Raw genomic sequence first — 20,452 nt, forward strand, 5'->3', positions numbered from 1 at the left:
CTTCTCGAGCCGCCCGATCCCAGCAGCCGACGCCTGCATCGGCGCAGCTCCCTCGGCGGGAGCGGTGGGCGCAGCTCCCTCGGCGGGAGGGGCAGGCGCGCCGGGGGCCTGCGCGTCCTCGGATTTCCGGTCGGCGGAACAGCCGAGCTGGGCGACGACCACGAAGAACACGGAGGCGATGTGCTTTACTCGCATGCGAGCGAGTTTGCCCGACCGGGCGGTCCGCTGCCACCGACCCGAACGGGGCGCGCCCGCCCGGCGCACGGGCGCGCGGCTCCCCATGACGCGGCGGGCAGCGACGCGCCGCACAGCTCACGGCTCGGCCGCTCGAAAGCCTGCTACAAGGGCGGACATGCGAACCGCTCGCGCCCTCGTGGGACGAGGCATGGCAGCGGGCGCGGTCGCGCTCGCCTGCGCCGCGACCGCGCGCGCCGAGGAGCCGACAGGCGCCAGAACGGCCCAGGACGCCGCGGGCGCCGAGGAGCCGTCGAGACCTCCGCGGCCCCCGCTGCCGCCCGCGACCCCCCCGCCGCGCTTGCCGTGGGAGAGGCACATCGAGATCGGCGCGGACCTGGCCTTCGTCAGCCGGCTCGGATCGCGCGACGAGGAAGGCAACCTGACGCTCGCTCGCCTGAAGCCCGCGATCGGCGTCGGGGTCCACGCTCGCTGGGAGATCTTCGATCACCTGCGCTTCTCCGCCTTCTTCGTCCACACCGAGCACGCGCTCGCGCTCTCCAGGGGCGCGCTGGCGCAGCCCGGCGCGATCACGGCAGAGCCGCGCGAGGACGGCGCGCCCTCGGTGCGCGCCCTCGCGCTCGGCGGGCGCCTCGCGCCGACGCTGCCGATCAGCGAGCGAGCGCGCGCGTGGCTGTCGGTCGGCATCGGCTACGACCGGCTCTTCGTCGGCCGCATGAGGGTCTCCGAGCCGGGGGGAGAGTTCACCATCCGCGAGCGCGGCGCCTCGTACGTCGCGCTCCCGCTCGGGCTCGGGTTCTCGTTCGACCTTATCCAGGACTGGCTCACGATCGAGCTGGAGACCTCGGGCGCGTTCCTGCTCGGCCGCGGCGGCGACGCCACGCGGGCAGGCCAGGCCATCGACGCCCAGGGGCGACGGCGCATCATCGGCCCGCTGCCGCAGGCCCAGGGCTCGTTCCTGCAGACCCTCGGCCTGTCGCTCGTGCTGTGATCGCCGCCATCAGCGCGCGCGGCAGGCGCGCGGCCCTCACCGCCGTGCTCGCTGCAGCGGCGCCAGCGTGCGGCGACGCGACCGCGACGAGGCGCTCGCCAGCACCGCCCCGAGCGCTCGCCCGGGAGGAGCCGGCGGCGTCCCCGGGCAACGCCGACGGCAGAGCACCGCGCAGCGAGCGACGAGGCGACCAGGAGCTCGCGCGCGAGAGCGAGGACGCGCCCGAGACGCAGGCGCCTGAGCGAGCGCTCCCGACCGCGTGCGCGGACGACGCGGCCTGCGGGTACGATCCCGCGCGCGAGCGCTGCGGGGCCGATCCCCGGCTGAACCGGCAGCCGCCCATCACGGACCAGGGGATCGTCTGCTACTGCGACGCCGGCGCGTGCGCGCTGCTCCGCGTGGTGCCCGTGCCGTGCGAGGGGGACCACGACTGCGCCGTGGACCACGAGCCGCGCCCTCACCCCGTCCGCGCGACCCCGGAGCGGCCCCACGAGAAGGGGCGACCGTGCCGCGACTTCACGATGTCGACCACGTGCGAGCGGACGAACATCTGCACCCTGCGCCGCCACGCGTGCCCGGCGCGGTGAGCGGCGCGGCGCGCTCAGCTGAGGGCCAGCATGCGATCGATCGGCACGCGCGCGCGCTCGCGCAGCTCGGGCGCCATCTCGAGGCGCGGGGAGAGATCGCGCAGCGCGAGGTAGACCTTCTCGAGCGTGTTGAGCCGCATGAAGGGGCACTCGTTGCAGGCGCAGTTGCCCTCGGGCGGCCCCTCGATGAACTCCTTCTGCGGCGACGCCTTGCGCATCTGGTGCACGATGCCGCTCTCCGTCGCGACGATGTACTTCATGGCGTCGTCTGCGGTCGTGTACTTGAGCAGCGCGGTCGTCGACCCGATGTAATCGGCCATCCGCAGGATCGGCTCCTCGCACTCCGGGTGCGCGATGAGCTTCGCGTCCGGGTGGCGCTCGCGCAGCGCGACGATCTTGCGCAGGCTGAAGGTCTCGTGCACGACGCAGCTGCCCTGCCACAAGCGCATCGGGCGGCCCGTCCGCTCGATGAGCCAGCGCCCGAGGTTCCTGTCGGGCGCGAAGAGGATCTCCTTCTCTTCGGGGACCGCGCGGACGATCTTCTCCGCGTTCGACGAGGTGCAGATGTAGTCGCTCTCCGCCTTCACCTCGGCGGAGCAGTTGATGTAGGAGATCGCGACCGCGCCGGGGTGGCGGGCGCGCCAGGCGCGGTAGCGATCGGCGGGGCAGCCGTCCGCGAGCGAGCAGCCGGCCTGCATGTCGGGCACCAGGACGATGCGCTCCGGGTTCAGGATCTTCGCCGTCTCGGCCATGAAGTGCACGCCGGCGAACAGGATGACGTCGGCGGTCGTCTTCTTGGCCTGCTGGGCGAGCTGCAGCGAGTCGCCGAGAAAGTCTGCGAGATCCTGGATCTCGCCGTCCTGGTAGTAGTGCGCCAGGAGGACGGCGTTCCTCTCCCGCTTCAGGCGGCTGATCTCGTCGTGCAGATCCAGGCGCGGGTCGATGGCGGCAGGCTGGGGCGCGGCGCTCGTCATGGGTGTATAAGGTAGGCACCGCGCGCCGCGCTGACCAGGGCTCACGCTCCGGGCTTGCGCGCCTCCCCGGAGCTTCGCCGGGGCTCGCCGCGTCCAGCGTTGACAACGGCCGCCGCAGGTCCACGATCCAGGCCCGCGGTGAGCTCGGGGAACGCGCGCTCGTCGTGGGCGGCCACGCATGTCTCTCCTGATCCCCCTCGCCTTGCTCGCCGTGGCCGTCCCGCTCATCGTGGCCCTCCTCCGGGCAAACGAGCTATTTTACGTGCGCGTCGAGGGGCGTAACGTCCGGCTGCTCCGGGGCCGCCTGCCGCAACGGCTGCTCGACGACATCGTCGACGTCCTCCGCGCGGCGCCGGTCGGCCGCGGCGCGGTGCGGGTCGTGGTCGAGGACCGGCGGCCGCGGGTCCACGTCGAAGGAGACATCTCCCCGGAGCAGGCTCAACAGCTGAGGAACACCGTGTCCCTCTGGCCGGTTCCGAAGATCCGCGCCGCCCCGAGGCGCCGCGCCGGCGCATGACCCTCTCCGCGCCGACACCGCTATCCTGACGAGTCAGTCCCGCATGGCCGACGATACCCCCAGAGACAAACCGCCGACCTCCAAGCTGGGGCGCCTCGCGCGCCTCGCCGGCCTCGCGCCGCGCACGATCCCGTTCGCCATCGAGGGCGCGAAGCGCGTCCTCGGCGGTACGCGCACCGAGGCGGAAGAGGCGGAGGCGCGGCGGCGGATGGGCCAGGAGGTGAAGAAGACCGCCGAGGCGATGCTGAAGACGCTCGGCGAGATGAAGGGCCTGCCGCTCAAGTTCGGCCAGATGGCGAGCTACATCGACGGGCTCGCGCCGCCCGGGTACGAGGAGAAGTTCCAGACCGCGCTGAAGAAGCTGCTCGACAAGGCGCCGCCCCTGTCGCCGGAGGCCGCGGAGCAGATGGTCCTCCAGGAGCTCGGCGCCCCGCCGCACGAGGTGTTCTCGGCGTGGGAGCGCGAGCCGTTCGCCGCGGCGAGCATCGGGCAGGTGCACCGGGCCACGACGAAGTCGAGGGAGCGGGTGGCCGTCAAGGTGCAGTACCCCGGCATGGACAGGGCCATCGAGAACGACCTGAAGAGCATCTCGATGCTGGAGGCGATGATGGCGCCCATCGCCAAGAAGCTGCACGCCCGGCAGACCGTCGACGAGCTCCGCAAGGTCTTCCTGTCCGAGCTCGACTACGCCCGCGAGGCCGAGATGGCGGACCTGTTCCGCCGCATGAACGCCGGGGACGAGGACGTCTACATCCCTCGGATTCACCACAGCCTCACCACGAGGCGAGTCATCACGCTCGAGTTCGTCGACGGCATGAGCTACGCCGAGTTCTGCGAGCGCGGCAGCCAGGAGGCGAAGAACCGCGCGGGCCTCTCCATCTGGCGCTTCACCTTCCGCTCGATGCTCCGGTACGGCTGGCTCTACGCCGATCCGCACCCGGGCAACTACCGCTTCCACGAGGATGGCCGGGTCACGATCCTCGATTTCGGGTGCGTGAAGCAGCTCCCGCCCGACCTCGTCGACGGCATGAAGCGCTACATGCGCGCCGCCATGGACGCGGACTGGAAGGAGTTCGACCGCGCGTGCGTGGAGGTGCTCGGCTACGACCCGAACGACGAGAGCTGGGACCTCTACCGGAGCTACACGATGGAGCTCATGGTCCCGCTCTGCGCGCAGGGAACATGGAAGTGCTCGCCGGAGAAGGCGCGCGAGACGGTGGCGTACCTGACGCGAGGCATCCGGGGGCTCGCCCTCAAGCAGGGAGAGAAGATGCCCACCATCCCCCACGTGCCGAAGATGCCGCAGGATTTCACGTTCGTGAATCGGCTGCAGTGGGGGCTCGCGTCCGTGCTGGCGGGGCTCCGCACCGAGGCGGCCTTCCGGCGGACCATCGATCCCTGGGTGCGCGACGGCGTGTACCCGGTCCCCGATTGAGCCAGGGTCGCAGGCAGCCTCGTCGGGACGGGGAAGCTTGACGATATCGCCTCGGCCGCGGCTCTCACCTTGACCTCGATCCCGCGCGCTGTGACATTCGATCGGGGCATGGACGACGAGAGGGCGGCCTGCGAAAGGCGCGTAGGGACCACCCTGCGGGGCAAATGGACGATCGATGGCCTGCTCGGTATCGGCGGGATGGCCGCCGTCTATGCCGCGACCCACAAGATCGGGCGACGCGAGGCGATCAAGATCCTCCACCCCGAGGTGGCGCGCTCGAAGGACCTGCGCGCCCGGTTCGAGCGGGAGGCGCAGGCGGTCAATCGCTTCCGGCACCCCGGCGTGGTCGAGATCCGCGACATCGACATGACCGAGGACGGGGCGCCGTTCCTCGTGATGGAGCTCCTCGACGGCGAGTCGCTCGCCGACCGGCTCCAGCGGCTCGGCACCATCGAGACAGGCGAGGTGCTGCGGCTCATGGACGAGCTGCTCGACGTGCTCGGAGCGGCGCACGACCAGGGGATCATCCACCGCGACATCAAGCTCGATAACCTCTTCGTCGAGCGGACCGGGCGGCTCAAGGTGCTCGACTTCGGCATCGCGCGCATGCGCGACGGGGTGAAGACCGCGATGCGGACCCGGACCGGCGCGACGCTCGGGACCGTTTCCTACATGGCCCCGGAGCAGGTGCGCGGCATCTCGGTCGACCACAGGGCAGACCTCTTCGCGGTCGGCGCGACGATGTTCCGGCTGTTCGCGAAGCGGCGCATCCACGAGGCGCGCACGGAGTCCGAGCTGCTCGTGAAGATGGCGACCATGGCGGCGCCGCCGCTCGCGAGCGTCGCGCCGGAGACGCCGCAGGCGCTGTGCATCCTCGTGGATAGGGCGCTCGCGTTCGATCGCGAGCGGCGCTACCCGGACGCCCGCACGATGCAGGCGGACATGCGGGCGCTCCTGCGCGGGGAGGCGCCGCCCCACGCGTCGGCGCGCCTCGCGGCGGGCGACGTTCCGTCGGCGGGCGCGCCGCAGCTCTCCCCGATGGTCGCGGCGGCTGCCGCCTCGCTGGAGGCGCCGGGCGATCCGCCGCGCGCAGCCGCCGCCTCGGGACCGCGGTGGAACGAGGCGGGCTCGCCCCCCTCGGGCGGGTCGGAGCTCAACCCGGGCAGCGGCGGCACGACGGGGTGGGACGCCCCCACGATGGCGGCGCCCGGGCCAGCGGGCGGGATGGTCATGGATGCTGCCCAGGCGCACGGGGGTCACCCGGGCATGGCGCAGGGCGGCCCCGGAGCGCCGAACGGACCGCCGTCGGCCCTGTACAACACGGGAGCAGGCCACCCCGGAGCGCACGGGCCTGCCTCGCGGCACGGCGCCAGCGCGCCGCACAGCGCGCCTGCGTCGCTCCACAGCACCGGCGCGTCCTACGGCGCGCCTGCGTCGCTCCACAGCACCGGCGCGTCCTACGGCGCGCCTGCGTCGCTCCACAGCACCGGCGCGTCCTACGGCGCGCCTGCGTCGCTCCACAGCACCGGCTCTTCTTACGGCGGCGCCCCCGCGCTCCACAGCACCGGCTCTTCCCACGGCGGCGCGCCCGCCGCGCTCCACAACACCGGCTCGCCCCTGCACAACGCGGGCTCGTCGCTCGGCGCGCCTGCGTCGCTCCACAACACCGGCTCGTCCTACGGCGCGCCCGCCCCGGGACACGGCCCCAGCGCGCCGCACGGCGCGCCTGCCTCGATGCACACCACCGGCTCGTCGCTGCACACCACCGGCTCGTCCTACGGCGCGCCCGCCGCGCCGCACAGCGCCAGCGCGCCGTACGGTGAGCAGCCGGCGGCCGGCTGGGCTCCGCGCCGCGCTCAGCCGAAGCAGCCGCCGAAGCTCGTGATCGGGCTCGCGATCGGCGGCGTGGTGCTCGTGATCGCGAGCGCGGTCGCGGTGTGGATGGCCCTCCGCGGCGAGCCCCAGCAGGACGACCCGCTCCGGCGCGATCTGCTGCCCGCGCAGAGCGCGAGCGCCAGGCCGACCCAGCTCTCTCCGTCGGACAACGCCGAGCAGCCGGCGCGCGACGAGGACGAGACGATGCGCATGGACGAGCCGAGCCCGCCGCCCGCCAGCACGTTCATCATCGACTTGACCGAGAAAAAGCCGCGGACGAGAAAACCACGCCACGACTGAGGCCAGAATCGCCGAACATGGAGCTCCGCCCCCTCATGGCCACGAGGACATGCCTGCGCGCTCGATCGATGCTCGTCGGGTCTGCGCTCGTGCTCACGCTGTCGGGAGCGTGCTCGGAACCGGCGCCGTTCAACCCGGCGCCCGACGCCGGCGGCCGAGGTGGAAGCGGAGCCGGAGGGACCGGCGGCAGCGGCGGCGCGCCCCTGTGCAGCCTCGACGAGGAGCAGCCTTGCTATCCGGGCCCGGAGGGCACCGAGGGCGTCGGCGCGTGCGCGGCGGGCGTGCGGAGGTGCCTGCCGGACGGCCAGGGCTTCGGCGAGTGCGAGGGCGCCGTGGTCCCCAGGCCCGAGGACTGCGGCACCGCCGTGGACGACGACTGCGACGGCGCGACGAACGAGCCCGACGCGGGGTGCGTGTGCACCCCGGGGCAGATCGTGGCTTGCTACAACGGCCCCGACGGCACGAGCGGGGTCGGGCTCTGCGCGGCGGGGCTGCAGGCGTGCGACATCTCGGGGACGTCGTGGCAGCCGTGCGCCGGCGCGGTCACCCCGGCGCGGGAGACGTGCGCGGACAACACCGACGAGGACTGCGACGGCTTCGCGTGCAGCGCGCCGCTGTGGGCCGCCCTCTTCGGCGACCCGAACATCCAGAGCGCGACCGGCGCGGGCGTCGACTCGAACGGCAACATCTATATCGGCGGCACCTTCTCGGGGAGCATCAACCTGGGCGGCGAGACGCTGGTGAGCATCGGCACCGCCGACGTGTACCTCGCGAGCTTCGACGCGTCCGGAGCCCACCGCTGGAGCGCGAGGTTCGGCGGCAGCGGCGCCGAAACGCTCAACGGGCTCGCGGTGACGCCGACCGACGACGTCGTGTTCGGCGGGACGTTCTACGGCTCGTTCATGTTCGGCGACGCGGCGCTGAGCAGCACCAACGCGCTCGATAGCTTCGTGGCCACGCTGGACAAGGACGGCGCCCCCCGCTGGGCGCGCCAGCTCGGAGACGCCGCGGATCAGACGCTGCGCTCCGTCGCGGTGGACCCGGCCGGAAACATCCTGATCGCCGGCTACTTCAGCGGCTCGCTGCTCTGCTCGGCGCCGCCGGTCCCTGTCTGCGCCACCAGCTCGGGCGGCACCGACATCTTCGTGCGCAAGTACGATCCGTCCGGCGCCGTGGTGTGGACGAGGATCTACGGAGACACCTCGAACCAGTTCGCCACCGGCGTCGCCGTCGACGCCGAGGGCAGCGTGTTCCTCACGGGCAGGTACTACGGCACCCTGACCGTCGGATCCCGGCAGGTGAGGAACAGCGGGCTCGGGACGAACCTGTTCGTCCTGAAGCTCGACAGCAGCGGCAACGGCGTCTGGCTCTCGGACTACGGAGACACGGCGTCGCAAGCTGGGACCGGGATCGACGCCGCCCCGTCCGGCGCCGTGCTCGTGACGGGGACGTACACGGGCGCGATCGACTTCGGCCCGGCCGGCGTGCTCCCCGCCAACGACGTGCAGACGGCGTTCGTGCTGTCGCTCGCCCCCGACGGCACGCCCGCGTGGGCGAAGTGGCTCGTCGGCGATGGCCCGCAGGAGAGCGCGGCGATCGTCACGGACGCGGACGACAACATCGTGGTGACCGGCTCGGCCCAGGGCGTGGTCGACCTCGGCGGCGGGCCCCTGCCGAGCGGCGGCGGCTTCGACGCCTTCGTCACGAAGCTCGACCCGGAGGGCGGCTTCCTCTGGGGGAAGGTGCTCGGCGCCGCCGGCAACCAGAAGTCGAACGCCGCGGCGATCTCGCCCGGGACCGGGACCATCCTGCTCTGCGGCGCGGCCGAGGGGACGATCGACTTCGGCCTCGGCGAGCGCCAGGCGAAGGGCACCGACGCGTTCGCCGCGCTCCTGTCGCCGTAGGCGCCGCGAGACGCGCGCCGCGAGACGCGAGACGCGAGACGCGAGACGCGAGACGCGAGACGCGAGACGCGAGACGCGCGCCGCGAGACGCGCGCCGCGAGGCGGCGCTAGGGCGCGCCGCGGGCGCCGGCGAGCGTGAGGTCGACGCGGCCCAGCTCCTCGTTGGTCGACGCGATCGCAGCGCGGATCGGCTCGCCGACGCCGTAGCGGCGGTCCACGCCGATCAGCGCCTGCACGGCGACGTCGAGCCGGTAAGGGCCGCCCGGCAGCGCCTCCAGCGCGATGGTGCCCGTCGCGCCGGACTCGGCCATCTGGACGACGAGGCCGAACGGCTTGATGGCCACGATGTTGCCCTCGATCTCCTCGCCGATGCGGGAGGCGAACAGGCGCGCCACGAGCATGCGGTGCCGCTCCGTCTCGGCCTTGCCAGCGCTGCGCGCGCGCGCGTTCAGGTGGTGGGAGAGCGACGCGAGCGCCTCGGCGTCCACGAGCTGATCGCGGTGGCCCTGGAGGTAGCGCTTGACGACGCGGTGCACGGCCAGGTCGGCGTAGCGGCGGATCGGCGAGGTGAAGTGCAGGTACAGCGGGGCGCCCAGGCCGAAGTGCAGGCCGGGCTCGGCCGTGTAGCGGGCCGGGCCGAGCGCCTTGCCGAGCACGGTGCGGATGGCCGGCGCGAGCCCGGAGCCCCGGAACTGCGCCTCGAACGCCGCGAGGCCGCGGGGGCTCAGGCGCGGGCCGAAGCCAGCCTCGATGCCGAAGTTGTGCGCGAACTGCTCGAGCGTCCGGACGCGCTCCTCGGTCGGCTCGTCGTGGACGCGAAAGACGGAGGGGAGCCCGCGCGCCACGAGCCAGGTGGCCACGGCCTCGTTCGCCGCCACCATCAGCCGCTCGATGAGGCGGTGCGCGTCCGTGTCGGAGCGCGGCGAGACGCCCGTCGGCTCGCGCGTCTCGGCGTCCAGCGTCACGTAAGCCTCGTCGCGGTCGAGCTCGACGCCGCCGCGCGCGGCGCGGACCGTCGACAGCCGCGCGGCCGCGGTGCGGAGCCAGCGCACGACCGGCTCGACGGCCTCGGGGACGCCCGCCGAGCGGCCCGTGGCCAGGAACTCCTCGACGGCGTCGTACGACAGGCGAGCGTGCGAGCGGATCACGCTCTCGTGGAGGTCGATCGAGGTGACGCAGCCCTCGGGATCGACGCGCAGCTCGACCGTGACCGCGAGCCGATCGACCGCGGGGAGCAGGCTCGCCGCCTCGCTGGAGATCGCCTCGGGGACCATCGGGATGACGCGGCCCGCGAGGTAGACGCTCGTGCCCCGGGCGCGGGCCTCGAGATCGAGCGGCGAGCCCTCGGGGACGAGCGCGTCCACGTCGGCGATCGACACGAAGACACGGAGCGCGCCGTCCGGGCCGGCCGGCAGCACGGCGACCGCATCGTCGATGTCCGTGGTGACCGGCGCGTCGATCGTGACCGTGGTGAGCTCGCGCAGGTCGCGGCGGCCGCGCGCGAGCTCGCGCTCGATCGACACCGCCGCCGCCGCCGCGCGGGACGCCTCGAGGACCTCGCCCGGGAACACGGCGCGCACGCCGTTGCGGGCGAGGCAGCGCTCGATGCCGAGGTCGGCGCCCGGGGCGACGACGCGCGCCGGGACGACCGCCGCGCCGTCGATCGCCGCCACGACGGCCGTGCCCTCGGCGAGGTCGTCGGCGCTGCCCGGCTTGAACGGCCAGTCCGTGTTGGAGACGAGGCGATCGACCCGGAGGTGCGGCCGCTTCGCGTGCGAGACGACCGTCCCGAAGAGCTCGGTGCGGTCGCGGTGGACGAGCAGGAGCTGCGACGCGCTGTAGCGGCCCGGCTCCGCCTCCACGACCGCGGCGTCCACGACGTCGCCGTCGAGGAACGGGTTGAGATCGGGCGGCGTCACGAAGGCGGTCACCGGGCCCAGGGCCGCGCCGCCCGACTTGCCCGGCGCGCCCCCCTTCTCCGGCGATGCCTCGATGTTCAGGAACCCGAAGCCGCGCGGATTGACCGAGATGCGTCCACGAACCAGTGCGTGCATGGGCGCCGAAGGTACGCCAGGTCCTGGCATTTTCTAGCGCCAGCCGTCGGCGGGGTCTGCCATGGCGCGGGCAATTACCGCTACACGGTAAACGTCGCGGATGTCTCGATATCGCAGCACCGCGCACGCACACTGTCATGACGTTTCAGGGCTCATCGAGCGGTGCTGCGCAGAGGCGAGGTGCGCGAGACACCGACACACAACAGGCGCTCTGAGTCCCACCCTCGACACGTGTCGCGCGGCAGCAAAGGTGCGCCCACCCACGGATCCGTCGCTCCAGATCGGCTTATACTCGCCACATCGTGGAAGAATCAGGGGACATCATCGAGCTAGCGCGTGTGATGCCTCGGGACCGCTTCGTCCGCAGGGTGACGAACCTGCTCCTCGTGGTGTCGGACGCCGGTCCGGACAGCCAGCAGATCGCCTTCCGGACCGTCGCTGCCTCGCCGGCGGCGCACCGGAAGCCGCCGCCATCGCCCGGGCCGGCGAGCGAGGTGTTCGAGATCGTCAAGGCGAAGGGCAACCCCTATCCCGATCAGATCTCGGTGGGCCGCACGCGCAATTGCGACGTGGTGCTGCGCAACCCCTCGGTGTCGAAGCTGCACGCGCACTTCCGCGTGGACACGCAACAGCAGCTCGTTCTCATCGACAACGGCTCGCAGAACGGCACCCGCGTGAACGGCAAGGTGCTCTCCGAGAGCGAGCCGCAGCCGGTCGCGGTGGGCGACGTGATCCAGTTCGGCCGGCTCACGACGTCGCTGCTCGACGCGGGGCGCCTCTTCGACCTCGTGCGCGAGCAGGCGCGCGTCGCGAGGGACCAGGCGAACCGCTGAGCGCCGCGCGCGGCGGCGATCAGAACCGGTATGCCACGGAGAGGTTCGGGAAGAACATCGTGAACGTGCCCTGGGCCTGCTCCTCGAAGATGACCTTCTTGTTCGGCGCGCAGTCGACCGTGGGATTCTCCGCGTCGCACCGGGGGCCGACCACGTAGGTGTTGCCCGTCTCGAACGGGGGGCCGTCGACGAGGAAGAAGCCGACGCCGAGGCCCGCGCTGGCGCTGAGCCGCCCGAGCTTCAGCCGCAGCCGGAGCTCCGGCATCGCGAACGGGGCGGCGTAGCGGACCGGGTTGCCCCCGTTGGACACGCCCACGCCGACCGTCCGCTGCCCGTCGGACGCCGTGCCGGTCACCTCGTCGCTCGCCTCGGCCAGCACCACGCCGAGCCCGAGCGCGCCGCCGACGTCGAGCCACGAAGAGAGCTCGTGGTGGTAGCTGCCGCCGACGATCACGGTCACGCCCGCCATCTGGAGATCGTCGTGCAAGTCGTACCTGATGGGGAGCTTGCCCCCGCCCCCGCGCGGATCGGCGAAGGTCGTGCCCAGGGAGCGGTCGAACTCCGTGCGGAGGAGCATGTACCCGGCCGTGAGCTCGATGGCGGTGCCGATCGGGAACTGGTAGCTGCCGCGCAGCCCCGCGAGGACGCCGGCGGGGTGGGAGGCGCCGGAGCAGTGGAAGCTGTCGCAGCTCTGCTCGGCGTCGCTCTCGAGCGATGAGGCGAAGGCGTAGCCGCCGACCGCCTCGAGCCGGAAGACCCCGACCTTCCGCCCCCACCGCGGGTGGCTCTCGTCGATGGCGAGCGGCAGGACGACATCACCGGTCGTCGACCTGTCGATGCTCGTGCGGAGCGTGCGCGCGAAATAGCCGGGCTCGTGCGCCTCGAACGTGTGGCGCCCGAGCGGCAGCGCCCCCCGCCACTGGCCGTTGCCGACCGGGACGCCGTTGATGGTCAGCGCCGCGCTCAGGGGCTGGGCGACGACGCGGACCTCCTCCCCGAGCGGGCCCGCCTCGACCGTGGCGACGGCGAGCTGCCCCGCGATGACGTTCGCCTCGCGCGGGGCGGAGCCGAAGCTGCCCTTGCGCACCGAATAGAAGTGCGGGCCAGGCGCGAGCGCTCCCTCCCACGGCAGCTGCCCGATCAGCGTGCCGTCCAGGAAGAGATCGGCGCCGACGAGCCGCTCGTCCTCGACCTTCAGGCGGCCCGTGCTGGCGAGCGGATCGAGCTTCGCGTCGACCGCCGTCGTCTCCGCGACCCTGACGGTCAGGATCGCCTCGAACGTGCGCCAGCCGTCCTTGACCACGCGGAGCGTGTGGCCGCCGGGGAGCAGCCGGATCGGACCGGCCACGGGGAGCTGGCCGCGCGGCCTGCCGTCGATGAGCACCAGGCCGTCGACGTTCGACGAGATGACCACGCTGCCGATCCGCGCGCGCAGCCCGGCGACCGTGGAGGCGACGCCCTTGCGCTCCGGCTCGCCGAGCTCGGCGCTCAGCTCCGTGAGCAGCGTCTCGTAGAGCTCGAGCGCCTCGTCGTAACGCCCGAGCTGATCGAGGCAGAACGCGGCGTTCAGGGTGTTGGGCACCGACGCGACGATCTGGCGCGACCTCAGGTAGAGCTCGAGCGCGCGCTGGCAGTCGCCGGTCTTGCGCAGCTCGTTCCCCGCCTGGAAGAGCTCCTTCGCCCGGGCGAGCGCCTCGTCAGAAGACGCGGGTGGCAGCGGCGCGTCCGGCGACGGCGACGCGGCAGCGGGCGGCGCCCCGGGAGCGGACGGCGCCGCCGGCCCGGGCTGCGCGCGCGCCGGGGACGCAGGCGCGGCGAGCGCCGCGGCGAGCGCGCACGCCGCGAGGGAGCGCAGCGCGCGCGGCGTCCGGATCACCACCGGTCGACCGGCACCACCGCGGTCGGGGCCGGCGGCGCCGCGGGCGACGCGGTGGGGGACGCGGGAGCGCCGGTCGCTGGGGAGGAGCCGCGTGGAGGTCGGCGCGCCTTGTCGCGGCGCGGCGCCGGCTCGGCGGCCGAGACCGACGCGGAGGCCGGCGCGAGCGGCTGGAGCTCGATGCGATCGGGGCGGACCTTGCCGTCGCTCAGCATGAAGACCGTCTGCTTCGTCGTCGCGCCGTCGCGGCTCACCTCGAGCTCGAACATGTCACCGGCGTTGCCCGTCAGATCGAGCCGGCCCTCGCTCACCGGACGCGCCGCGCCGTTGACCCGCACCGTCGCCTCCCTCGGGAGCATCACCACCGCGGTGAAGGACGCCGGCGTCGACGCGGGCGCGGGCGCGGCGGGCGGCGCGGGCTCGCTCGCGGTGGCGGGCGCGGCGCGCCCGGCGTCGCGCGTCGAGGCGCGCAGGGCGAGGCCACCGCCGACCACGGCGAGGGCGACCGCCGTGACCGCCGCCCCGACGAAGCGGCGACGCGCGGCGCCGGCGGCCGCGTGCGCCGCCGTGAAAGAGCTGCCGCCGATCGAGCGCTCCTCCCCCTCGACGGAGCGGGAGAGCCTGGCCTCGCGGCGCAGCTCGGCGATCGGGGTGGCGCGGGCGCGCCGCTCCGGGTCGATGCCGCGCAGCTGATCGAGCGTGACGATGTCCGCGCCGTCCGCGTGCGGCTCGAGCGCGGCGATCATCTCCTCCATGCTCTGCCAGCGCTCGGCCGGATCCCGGCAGAGGCCGCGGTGCACGACGGCGGCGAGGGCCGGGTCGAGCCACGGCGCGGCCTCGCCGAGCGGCGGCACGCGCTCGGTGCAGATGGAGAGCAGCAGCTCGGCGAGCGAGGCGTTCGGATCCCACGGGCAGCTGCCGCAGAGCGCCTGGTAGAGCGAGATGGAGAGGCTCCAGATGTCGGAGCGGCGATCGACGTCCCTCGCCATCTTCGCCTGCTCGGGCGACATGTAGATCGGCGACCCGAGCACCCCGCCGGCGCGCGTGAGCTCGTGCGAGACGCCGTCGCCGGTGCGCTTCGCGATGCCGAAATCGCAGACCTTGACGATGATCCTGCGGTCGCTCGAGGACGGCGGACGGATCGAGCCGGACGGGCGGCGCACGGACGGCGGCGGACGGATCGAGCCCGACCGGCGCTGGCCGGACGGCGGCGGCGGACGGACCGAGCCGGACGGGCGGCGGACGGACGGCGGCGGCGCCACGGAGCTCGACGCGCGGTGCGCCGCAGCCTCGAAGGGCGCGTGCAGGAAGAGGTTCGCCGGCTTGATGTCGCGGTGCACGATGCCCTCGGCGTGCGCCGCCGCGAGCCCGCGCGCCGCCTGGATGAAGACGCGCACGACCGGCGCCGGCTCCAGCGGGCCGCGCATCCTGAGGAGCTTGGCGAGGTCGACGCCGTGGAGCAGCTCCAGGATGATGAACGGCGTCGCGAGCGTGAGATCCGTCCCGAGCTCGAACGTCTTCACGACGTGCGGGCTCTGGATCGCGGTCACCGCGCGCGCCTCGCGGATGAAGCGGCGCACGGCGTGGTCGTCCTGGCCGACCGCGCTCTTGAAGATGACCTTGGCCGCGACCCGCCGCCCCTCGGGCGACTCCGCCTCGTAGACGGCGCCCATCCCGCCGCGCCCGATCAGGCGGCGCACGGCGTACCGGCCGCCGAGCTCGCGGCCGACGAGCGGATCGGTCTCGGCGTCGGCGCGCTCGGCGATCGCGTCGCGCAGCTCGGGATCGAGCGGGCTCAGCAGATCGATGGTGATCCGCGCCTCGCCGCCGGAGGCAGCGCGCAGCGCCTCGGCGAACGCCTCGATCGACGGGTAACGCCGGTCGACGTCGCTGTGCAGCGCGAGCGAGAGCGCGGCCGCGAGGCGCGCCTCGATCCACGGGGCGCGGTCCTGGATCGACGGGAGCTGCGCGAGGGACGAGAGCGGCCCGTCCGCGGCCGTGTCGCCGGGGCCGAGCTCGGCGGTGTCGGGCGTGACGTCGAGCTCGGCCCACGGCGAGACGCCGCAGAGCATCTCGTAGAGCGTGGCCGCCAGGCCGAACACGTCGCCGCGGACGTCCGCCGCCCGATCCCGCGGCCCCGACTCCTCCCGGTGGTGACCGGAGCTCCTCGCCTTGCCCGGGCTCGAGACGGCCATGTCGTGGCTGTTCGAGAGCCCGAAGCCGAAGACGCGGACCAGGACCTCCCCGCTCGGGAGGTGCTCGAGGAAGATGCGCTGCGGGCGAACGTCGCGGTAGACGAGGCCGGCCGCGTGCACCGCCGAGAGCCCGGCGGCGGCCTGGAGCGCGATCCGCACGGCGACGTCGGGCGAGAGCGGGCCGGTCTCGGCGAGCAGGGCGGCGACGTCGGTGCCGTCGAGCAGCGGCATCACGAGGTAGGCGAGGTCCCGCTCGAGGTCGTGACCGGCGTCGACGATCGGGACGACGTGGGCGTTGTCGAGCTTCGACGTGACGCTCGCCTCGCGGCTGAGCCGCGACAGCGTGTCCTCGGTGACCACCTCGGGCCGCAGCACCTTGAGCGCGACGCGGCGGCCAGAGGGGCCCCGGGCCTCGAACACGACACCGAAGCCCTGCGCGGAGAGCACGCGGATGATCCGATATCCGCCCGTGAGCGCGCCCCCCACGAGCGCCGTCGGATCCGACAGAGGTGCTGTCCGCCCCATCACCTCAAGCATACGACGGCCCCTCGCGCCCCACAAAGCATGAGTCTCGGGCGACCTCGGAGACGCGCTGCGCGCGAGCGCCGCACCCACGCGGAGCGCCGGCCACACACCTACAACGGCGCCACCCCGGCCCGTCGCCGCGGCGCGGCGCGACGACGCGGCCGGTCGATCACGTCAGAGGCACGTCAGAGGCACGTCAGAGGCGCGTCGGAGGCACGTCAGAGGCGCGTCGGAGGCGCGTCGGAGGCGCGTCGGAAGCGCACCGGAGCCGGCGCGGCGCCGAGAGAGCGCGCCGTCGCGCCGCGCCGCAGGGGGTCGCGGCGCGGCGAGCGCGCGGCGACGGCTGCCGACTCGCCTGCTCGATGTAGGCACGACAACCGCAGATAGCGCGGTGTCCGGACCCCCGGACACTCAGTAAGTCTATTGAATCATGGAAGAATCAACTTGCCGACTGGCAACTCGCGACGTTAGATTCCCACCATCCAATTCGCCGCCGCTCGGTCAGCATCTGGGCAGGACTGGTTGATCTCACGGACGCACAGCGATGTGCGCGTCCCCCACCGGGGGACCTGGAGTCGCCATGACCCTGCGATGCATCGGGCGGACGCTCGTCGCCCTCGCGACATGCCTCGTGATCACGCTCGTCCTCGCGCGCCCGGCGCGCGCCAGGGCCTCTCTCATCGATGACCGGCTCGCGGCGACGCTCGCCCGACACGGCTTCACCGGAGAGATCGAGTCGACCCTGGAGTCGCGCCTCGGGCGGAAGGTCGACAAGAAGCTGGCGAAGCTCGGGCGTGAGCTGTTCTTCGACAGCATCCTCGGCCTGAACGACGACAACTCGTGCGCAGGCTGCCACTCGCCGACCACGGGCTTCGCCGACACGCAGTCGATCTCGATCGGCATCGACAACAACGGCGTCGTCGGGCCGGGCCGCGCGGGCCCGCGCAACCAGCGCCGGGCGCCCACGGTCATCAACTCGGCCTTCTACCCCACGCTGATGTGGAACTCGCGGTTCTTCGCCGTGTCCGGCGACCCGTTCGACAACCGCCAGGGCTTCTCGTTCACCTCCCCGGAGGGGATGTCGCTCTCGTACCTGCCGCACCTGCTCGACGCGCAGGCGTTCATCCCGCCGACCGAGATCACGGAGATGACCGGCTACAAGGCGCCTCCGTCGCACGATGTGGTGCGCGCGGACGTCGTGGAGCGCGTGAACGAGGAGGACGCCTACCGCCGCCGGTTCGGCCGGCGCTTCGACGCGGTGAAGCGGGGCGGCGCGATCACCTATGACATGATCGCGGCCGCCATCGCCGAGTTCGAGATCTCGCTCACGTTCGCCGACGCGCCCATCGACAGGTTCGCCCGCGGCCGCCGCAAGGCGATGACGCTGGAGCAGAAGCGCGGCGCGCTGCTCTTCTTCGGCGAGGCGGGGTGCGTCAGCTGCCACGCCGTGTCAGGGCGCTCGAACGAGATGTTCAGCGACTTCCAGCAGCACGCCATCGGCGTGCCGCAGATCGCGCCGACCGACGATCCGTCGCTCTCCAACGTTGTCTTCGACGGCCCGAACGCCGATGAGGACTTCGGGCTGGAGCAGGTCACGGGCGACCCGGCGGATCGCTACAAGTTCAGGACCCCGCCGCTGCGCAACATCGCCCTCCAGCCCACGTTCTTCCACAACGGCGCGTTCACGTCGCTGGAGGGCGCCATCCGCCACCACCTCGACGTCTACACGTCGGCCACGGAGTACACGAACGCTCACCTCGACCCGGACCTGCGGGGCGAGATGGGCCCGCTCGCCCCCGTGCTCGCCGCCGTCGATCCGCTGCTGCAGCAGCCCATCGAGCTCACGGAGGAAGAGATCGGCTGGCTCTGCGCCTTCGTCGGGGAGGCGCTGCTCGACCCGCGCGCGACCCCGAAGCGGCTCGAGGCGCTCATCCCGGACGAGCTCCCGAGCGGGCGCGCGGTCCACGATTTCGAGTAGCCACGGCGTGGGTAGCCGGTGCTCACCGGGCCGCGCGGCCCGGGCGCCCTCCCCTCAGCTGCGGTCGAGGCAGCTCGTCAGCGACTCCCGCTGGATGCTGCACTCTTCGTCGTACTTCTCGGGATCGCAGTTGTCCTCGGCGTGATTGCGGCACTCGAGGTACGACTCCCAGGCGTCGGAACAGCCAGCCTCCTCGGCCGTCTCCGTATCGGCGCTGCAGGTGTCGAGGCAGCTTTCCTCCGTCGGGGGCTCGCCCGGGCACTCCACCGCTCGCTCGCAGAGCTCAGGGCAACCCTCCTCGCCGTGACCGCTGCTGCAGCTCACGGCGACGGCGACGAGCGCGAGCGCGGTGAGCGCCATCCTTGCAATGACCTTCATCAGGCCATCGTATCATGAGAGCGGCGCCGCGCGCTCGAGCGCGCGAGACCGGCGCGCCGGGCGGAGGGGCGGCGCCGCGGGGACCCGGCGCGCCGCGGCACGGCGCCTTTCCGCGCAGAGGGCGCGGCTCAGGGCAGGAGCCGGGAGATGAAGCTCCACTTCGTCGAGCGGCCGGACTTCATGGCGAGGACCGTGGTCACGCCGATCACCCCCGCCGTGAGGGCGATGTTGAGCGGCCCCATGACGTTGAGCAGCTGCTGCAGGGCAGCGGCCTTCCCGGGCGTGCGGGGCGACGGCGTGTCGCCGTCGTGGACGGGCACGGCGCGGCCGGGCGCCTGCTCGCTCATCTGCCTTCCGCTCACCATGTTGACGACGCTCGTCGCGAGCGTCGCGCCGAGCAAGATGTCCTTCAGATGCACGAGGTTGCGGGTCTCCGCGTCGATCGAGCGACCCGAGATCATCGTCCGCCCGAGGAACCAGGTGGCCGCGGCGGTGCCGAGCGAGATCGCACTGACGAGGTTGTACCTCTGCCAGGCGTCGGCGAGCACCTTGCCGCGCTCGGCCTCGGAATGGATATCCTTGACCGCCTGGTGCAGCGCCAGCCGGCCGAAGAGAGGGCCGCCGAACCCCGCGGCCAGACCGAGCTCATGTAATACCCATGCAGACGTCGAGAGTGTAGCCATGTCGTTCCACCTCGTCGCGACGCCCCAAGCAAGATCGTGCCCAGGGCTGGACCGCGCTCCGTGATCCAGGCCGTCGCAGGCGCGCCAACTCAGCAGCACGCAACGCCGGCCAGGCGAGAGGCCACGGCGCAGGCACGACGCGTGCGTCGTGAGATGAGGCGAAGATCGCATGGAGCGAGAGGGAGAGCGGCGTCCCGGAGCAGCATGCCTCGGGACTGATGCACCGCTGTGACCATTGGCCACTCCGCGAGGCACATTGCCTCACACCCCAGCCATGCAGCCGCTGCGACGCGCGACGCCATGGCGCTGCGCCGCGCCGGCCCGCATCGTGCTTGCGCCGCGGGCACGCGCGCGCGGCGCAAGCGCGACGCGAGCCGGAGGAGCACCACCATGAACGAACTGAACGGGGGGCCGGGGGCCACTGAGACGACGGAGCCGACCGAGGTCTCCGGGACCTCGACCGGCGCGAGCTCGGCGCCGGACGGCGCGGCCCGAGGCGAGGGGCGCGGTCCGGAGGCGTTCGTCTCCGCGTCGGCGACCAGGGACGCGTTCGGCACGCAGCCGGCCGCGCTCGGGGACAGGACGGCGCTCGAGATGCACTCGGCGTTCTTCGACAGGAACCACGACGGGATCATCACCCTCCGCGAGACGTACGAAGGGCTCCGCGCGATCGGGATCGGACGGGTGCTCTCCGCGTGGTTCGCGCTCTTCATCAACGGGGTGCTCGGGCTCCCCACGTCGCGATCGTTCGTGCCCACGCTGTCGATCACCCTCGAGAACATCCACCGGGGCAAGCACGCGAGCGACACCGGCGTCTACGACAAGGACGGCAGGTTCGATCCGGCGAAGTTCGACGAGCTGTTCTCACGCTGGGACAAGGACCGAGACGGCGCCTTGAACGTCCGCGAGCTCGTGGCGCGCACCCTGGGGGATCGCGACCTGCTCGACGTGTTCGGGTTCCTGGCGTCAGCAGGCGAGTGGACGGTGCTCTACGCGCTCGCCGGCAAAGGCGGGAAGCTGACGCGCGAGCAGCTGCGTCGGATGTACGACGGGACGCTCTTCTACGAGCTCGAGCGAGAGAAGCAGGCGGCCCGCACCGGCAAACGCGTCCCGGCGTGAGCAGCGGAGACGCACCCCGTCAAGGACACTTGG

General features: G+C 72.7%; 16 protein-coding genes (1 of these 16 only partly in view). 9 read left to right on the top strand and 7 right to left on the bottom strand.

What is annotated here, in order from left to right; translation table 11 throughout:
- Nucleotides 1-195, bottom strand: the start of a protein-coding gene (locus WME89_RS44915) for a DUF4920 domain-containing protein (protein WP_438005696.1). The gene continues 375 nt to the left of window position 1, outside the view; 195 of the gene's 570 nt are visible here — the first part of the coding sequence; it begins with the start codon at nucleotides 193-195; its stop codon lies off the left edge, out of view.
- 157 nt (nucleotides 196-352) lie between these two features.
- Between WME89_RS44915 and WME89_RS44920 the strand changes: the two genes are divergently transcribed.
- Together WME89_RS44920 and WME89_RS44925 are read left to right on the top strand one after the other, a co-directional pair.
- Nucleotides 353-1,186: a hypothetical protein gene (locus WME89_RS44920; protein ID WP_438005697.1), complete on the top strand. Its 834-nt coding sequence runs from the start codon at nucleotides 353-355 to the stop codon at nucleotides 1,184-1,186.
- Entirely contained in the window at nucleotides 1,183-1,773 is a 591-nt protein-coding gene (locus WME89_RS44925; RefSeq protein WP_438005698.1) for a hypothetical protein, read from the top strand. Before WME89_RS44920 ends, WME89_RS44925 begins: the two co-directional genes overlap by 4 nt.
- Nucleotides 1,774-1,787: 14 nt before the next feature.
- On the opposite strand, the gene nadA is transcribed toward WME89_RS44925, so the two are convergent.
- Nucleotides 1,788-2,747 (bottom strand): quinolinate synthase NadA, encoded by a 960-nt coding sequence (gene nadA / locus WME89_RS44930; RefSeq protein ID WP_438005699.1) that lies wholly within the window; start codon nucleotides 2,745-2,747, stop codon nucleotides 1,788-1,790.
- Between the two features lie 178 nt (nucleotides 2,748-2,925).
- On the opposite strand from nadA, the gene WME89_RS44935 reads away from it, so the two are divergent.
- The 4 genes from WME89_RS44935 (at nucleotide 2,926) to WME89_RS44950 (ending at nucleotide 8,778) form a co-directional block, all read left to right on the top strand.
- Nucleotides 2,926-3,264: a DUF3634 family protein gene (locus WME89_RS44935; protein ID WP_437620971.1), complete on the top strand. Its 339-nt coding sequence runs from the start codon at nucleotides 2,926-2,928 to the stop codon at nucleotides 3,262-3,264.
- Between the two features lie 43 nt (nucleotides 3,265-3,307).
- Nucleotides 3,308-4,699 carry an ABC1 kinase family protein gene (locus tag WME89_RS44940; RefSeq protein ID WP_438005700.1) on the top strand — a complete coding sequence of 464 codons (1,392 nt, stop codon included), beginning with the start codon at nucleotides 3,308-3,310 and terminating at the stop codon, nucleotides 4,697-4,699.
- Between the two features lie 108 nt (nucleotides 4,700-4,807).
- Nucleotides 4,808-6,874, top strand: coding sequence for a protein kinase domain-containing protein (locus tag WME89_RS44945; RefSeq protein WP_438005701.1), 2,067 nt, complete (start codon nucleotides 4,808-4,810; stop codon nucleotides 6,872-6,874).
- A 17-nt stretch (nucleotides 6,875-6,891) separates the two neighbouring features.
- Nucleotides 6,892-8,778 carry an SBBP repeat-containing protein gene (locus WME89_RS44950; protein ID WP_438005702.1) on the top strand — a complete coding sequence of 629 codons (1,887 nt, stop codon included), beginning with the start codon at nucleotides 6,892-6,894 and terminating at the stop codon, nucleotides 8,776-8,778.
- 107 nt (nucleotides 8,779-8,885) lie between these two features.
- Here the strand turns inward: WME89_RS44950 and WME89_RS44955 are convergent, their stop codons facing one another.
- On the bottom strand, nucleotides 8,886-10,832 hold the full coding sequence (locus WME89_RS44955; protein WP_438005703.1) for a ribonuclease R family protein: 1,947 nt from the start codon (nucleotides 10,830-10,832) through the stop codon (nucleotides 8,886-8,888).
- Between the two features lie 341 nt (nucleotides 10,833-11,173).
- Between WME89_RS44955 and WME89_RS44960 the strand changes: the two genes are divergently transcribed.
- The gene (locus tag WME89_RS44960; RefSeq protein ID WP_438012052.1) at nucleotides 11,174-11,665 is read left to right on the top strand and encodes an FHA domain-containing protein; all 492 of its coding nucleotides are present in this window, start codon (nucleotides 11,174-11,176) and stop codon (nucleotides 11,663-11,665) included.
- Between the two features lie 19 nt (nucleotides 11,666-11,684).
- Here WME89_RS44960 and WME89_RS44965 read toward each other — a convergent pair whose 3' ends face one another.
- Together WME89_RS44965 and WME89_RS44970 are read right to left on the bottom strand one after the other, a co-directional pair.
- Nucleotides 11,685-13,544 (bottom strand): PEGA domain-containing protein, encoded by a 1,860-nt coding sequence (locus tag WME89_RS44965; RefSeq protein ID WP_438005704.1) that lies wholly within the window; start codon nucleotides 13,542-13,544, stop codon nucleotides 11,685-11,687.
- Nucleotides 13,538-16,273 (bottom strand): protein kinase domain-containing protein, encoded by a 2,736-nt coding sequence (locus tag WME89_RS44970; RefSeq protein ID WP_438005705.1) that lies wholly within the window; start codon nucleotides 16,271-16,273, stop codon nucleotides 13,538-13,540. Before WME89_RS44970 ends, WME89_RS44965 begins: the two co-directional genes overlap by 7 nt.
- A gap of 568 nt (nucleotides 16,274-16,841) precedes the next feature.
- On the opposite strand from WME89_RS44970, the gene WME89_RS44975 reads away from it, so the two are divergent.
- Nucleotides 16,842-18,239, top strand: a complete 1,398-nt coding sequence (locus WME89_RS44975) for a cytochrome-c peroxidase (RefSeq protein ID WP_438005706.1) — start codon at nucleotides 16,842-16,844, stop codon at nucleotides 18,237-18,239.
- Nucleotides 18,240-18,293: 54 nt separating this feature from the next.
- On the opposite strand, the gene WME89_RS44980 is transcribed toward WME89_RS44975, so the two are convergent.
- The gene (locus WME89_RS44980) at nucleotides 18,294-18,617 is read right to left on the bottom strand and encodes a hypothetical protein (RefSeq protein WP_438005707.1); all 324 of its coding nucleotides are present in this window, start codon (nucleotides 18,615-18,617) and stop codon (nucleotides 18,294-18,296) included.
- 128 nt (nucleotides 18,618-18,745) lie between these two features.
- Nucleotides 18,746-19,300, bottom strand: a complete 555-nt coding sequence (locus WME89_RS44985; RefSeq protein ID WP_438005708.1) for a hypothetical protein — start codon at nucleotides 19,298-19,300, stop codon at nucleotides 18,746-18,748.
- Nucleotides 19,301-19,690: 390 nt separating this feature from the next.
- Between WME89_RS44985 and WME89_RS44990 the strand changes: the two genes are divergently transcribed.
- Complete coding sequence (locus WME89_RS44990) at nucleotides 19,691-20,419, top strand: caleosin family protein (protein ID WP_438005709.1); 729 nt, start codon at nucleotides 19,691-19,693, stop codon at nucleotides 20,417-20,419.
- Nucleotides 20,420-20,452 lie beyond the last annotated feature (33 nt).

The sequence above is a fragment of the Sorangium sp. So ce321 genome (assembly GCF_051530195.1).
In the GTDB taxonomy this organism is placed as follows: domain Bacteria; phylum Myxococcota_A; class Polyangia; order Polyangiales; family Polyangiaceae; genus Sorangium.

What these genes read in the sequence shown, in the direction of transcription:
- WME89_RS44980 (WP_438005707.1), bottom strand. Translation starts at nt 18,617, where the DNA reads ATGAAGGTCATTGCAAGGATGGCGCTCACCGCGCTCGCGCTCGTCGCC.
- WME89_RS44940 (WP_438005700.1), top strand. Translation starts at nt 3,308, where the DNA reads ATGGCCGACGATACCCCCAGAGACAAACCGCCGACCTCCAAGCTGGGG.
- WME89_RS44950 (WP_438005702.1), top strand. Translation starts at nt 6,892, where the DNA reads ATGGAGCTCCGCCCCCTCATGGCCACGAGGACATGCCTGCGCGCTCGA.
- nadA (WP_438005699.1), bottom strand. Translation starts at nt 2,747, where the DNA reads ATGACGAGCGCCGCGCCCCAGCCTGCCGCCATCGACCCGCGCCTGGAT.
- WME89_RS44970 (WP_438005705.1), bottom strand. Translation starts at nt 16,273, where the DNA reads ATGCTTGAGGTGATGGGGCGGACAGCACCTCTGTCGGATCCGACGGCG.
- WME89_RS44920 (WP_438005697.1), top strand. Translation starts at nt 353, where the DNA reads ATGCGAACCGCTCGCGCCCTCGTGGGACGAGGCATGGCAGCGGGCGCG.
- WME89_RS44935 (WP_437620971.1), top strand. Translation starts at nt 2,926, where the DNA reads ATGTCTCTCCTGATCCCCCTCGCCTTGCTCGCCGTGGCCGTCCCGCTC.
- WME89_RS44955 (WP_438005703.1), bottom strand. Translation starts at nt 10,832, where the DNA reads ATGCACGCACTGGTTCGTGGACGCATCTCGGTCAATCCGCGCGGCTTC.
- WME89_RS44960 (WP_438012052.1), top strand. Translation starts at nt 11,174, where the DNA reads ATGCCTCGGGACCGCTTCGTCCGCAGGGTGACGAACCTGCTCCTCGTG.
- WME89_RS44975 (WP_438005706.1), top strand. Translation starts at nt 16,842, where the DNA reads ATGACCCTGCGATGCATCGGGCGGACGCTCGTCGCCCTCGCGACATGC.
- WME89_RS44990 (WP_438005709.1), top strand. Translation starts at nt 19,691, where the DNA reads ATGAACGAACTGAACGGGGGGCCGGGGGCCACTGAGACGACGGAGCCG.
- WME89_RS44985 (WP_438005708.1), bottom strand. Translation starts at nt 19,300, where the DNA reads ATGGCTACACTCTCGACGTCTGCATGGGTATTACATGAGCTCGGTCTG.
- WME89_RS44945 (WP_438005701.1), top strand. Translation starts at nt 4,808, where the DNA reads ATGGACGACGAGAGGGCGGCCTGCGAAAGGCGCGTAGGGACCACCCTG.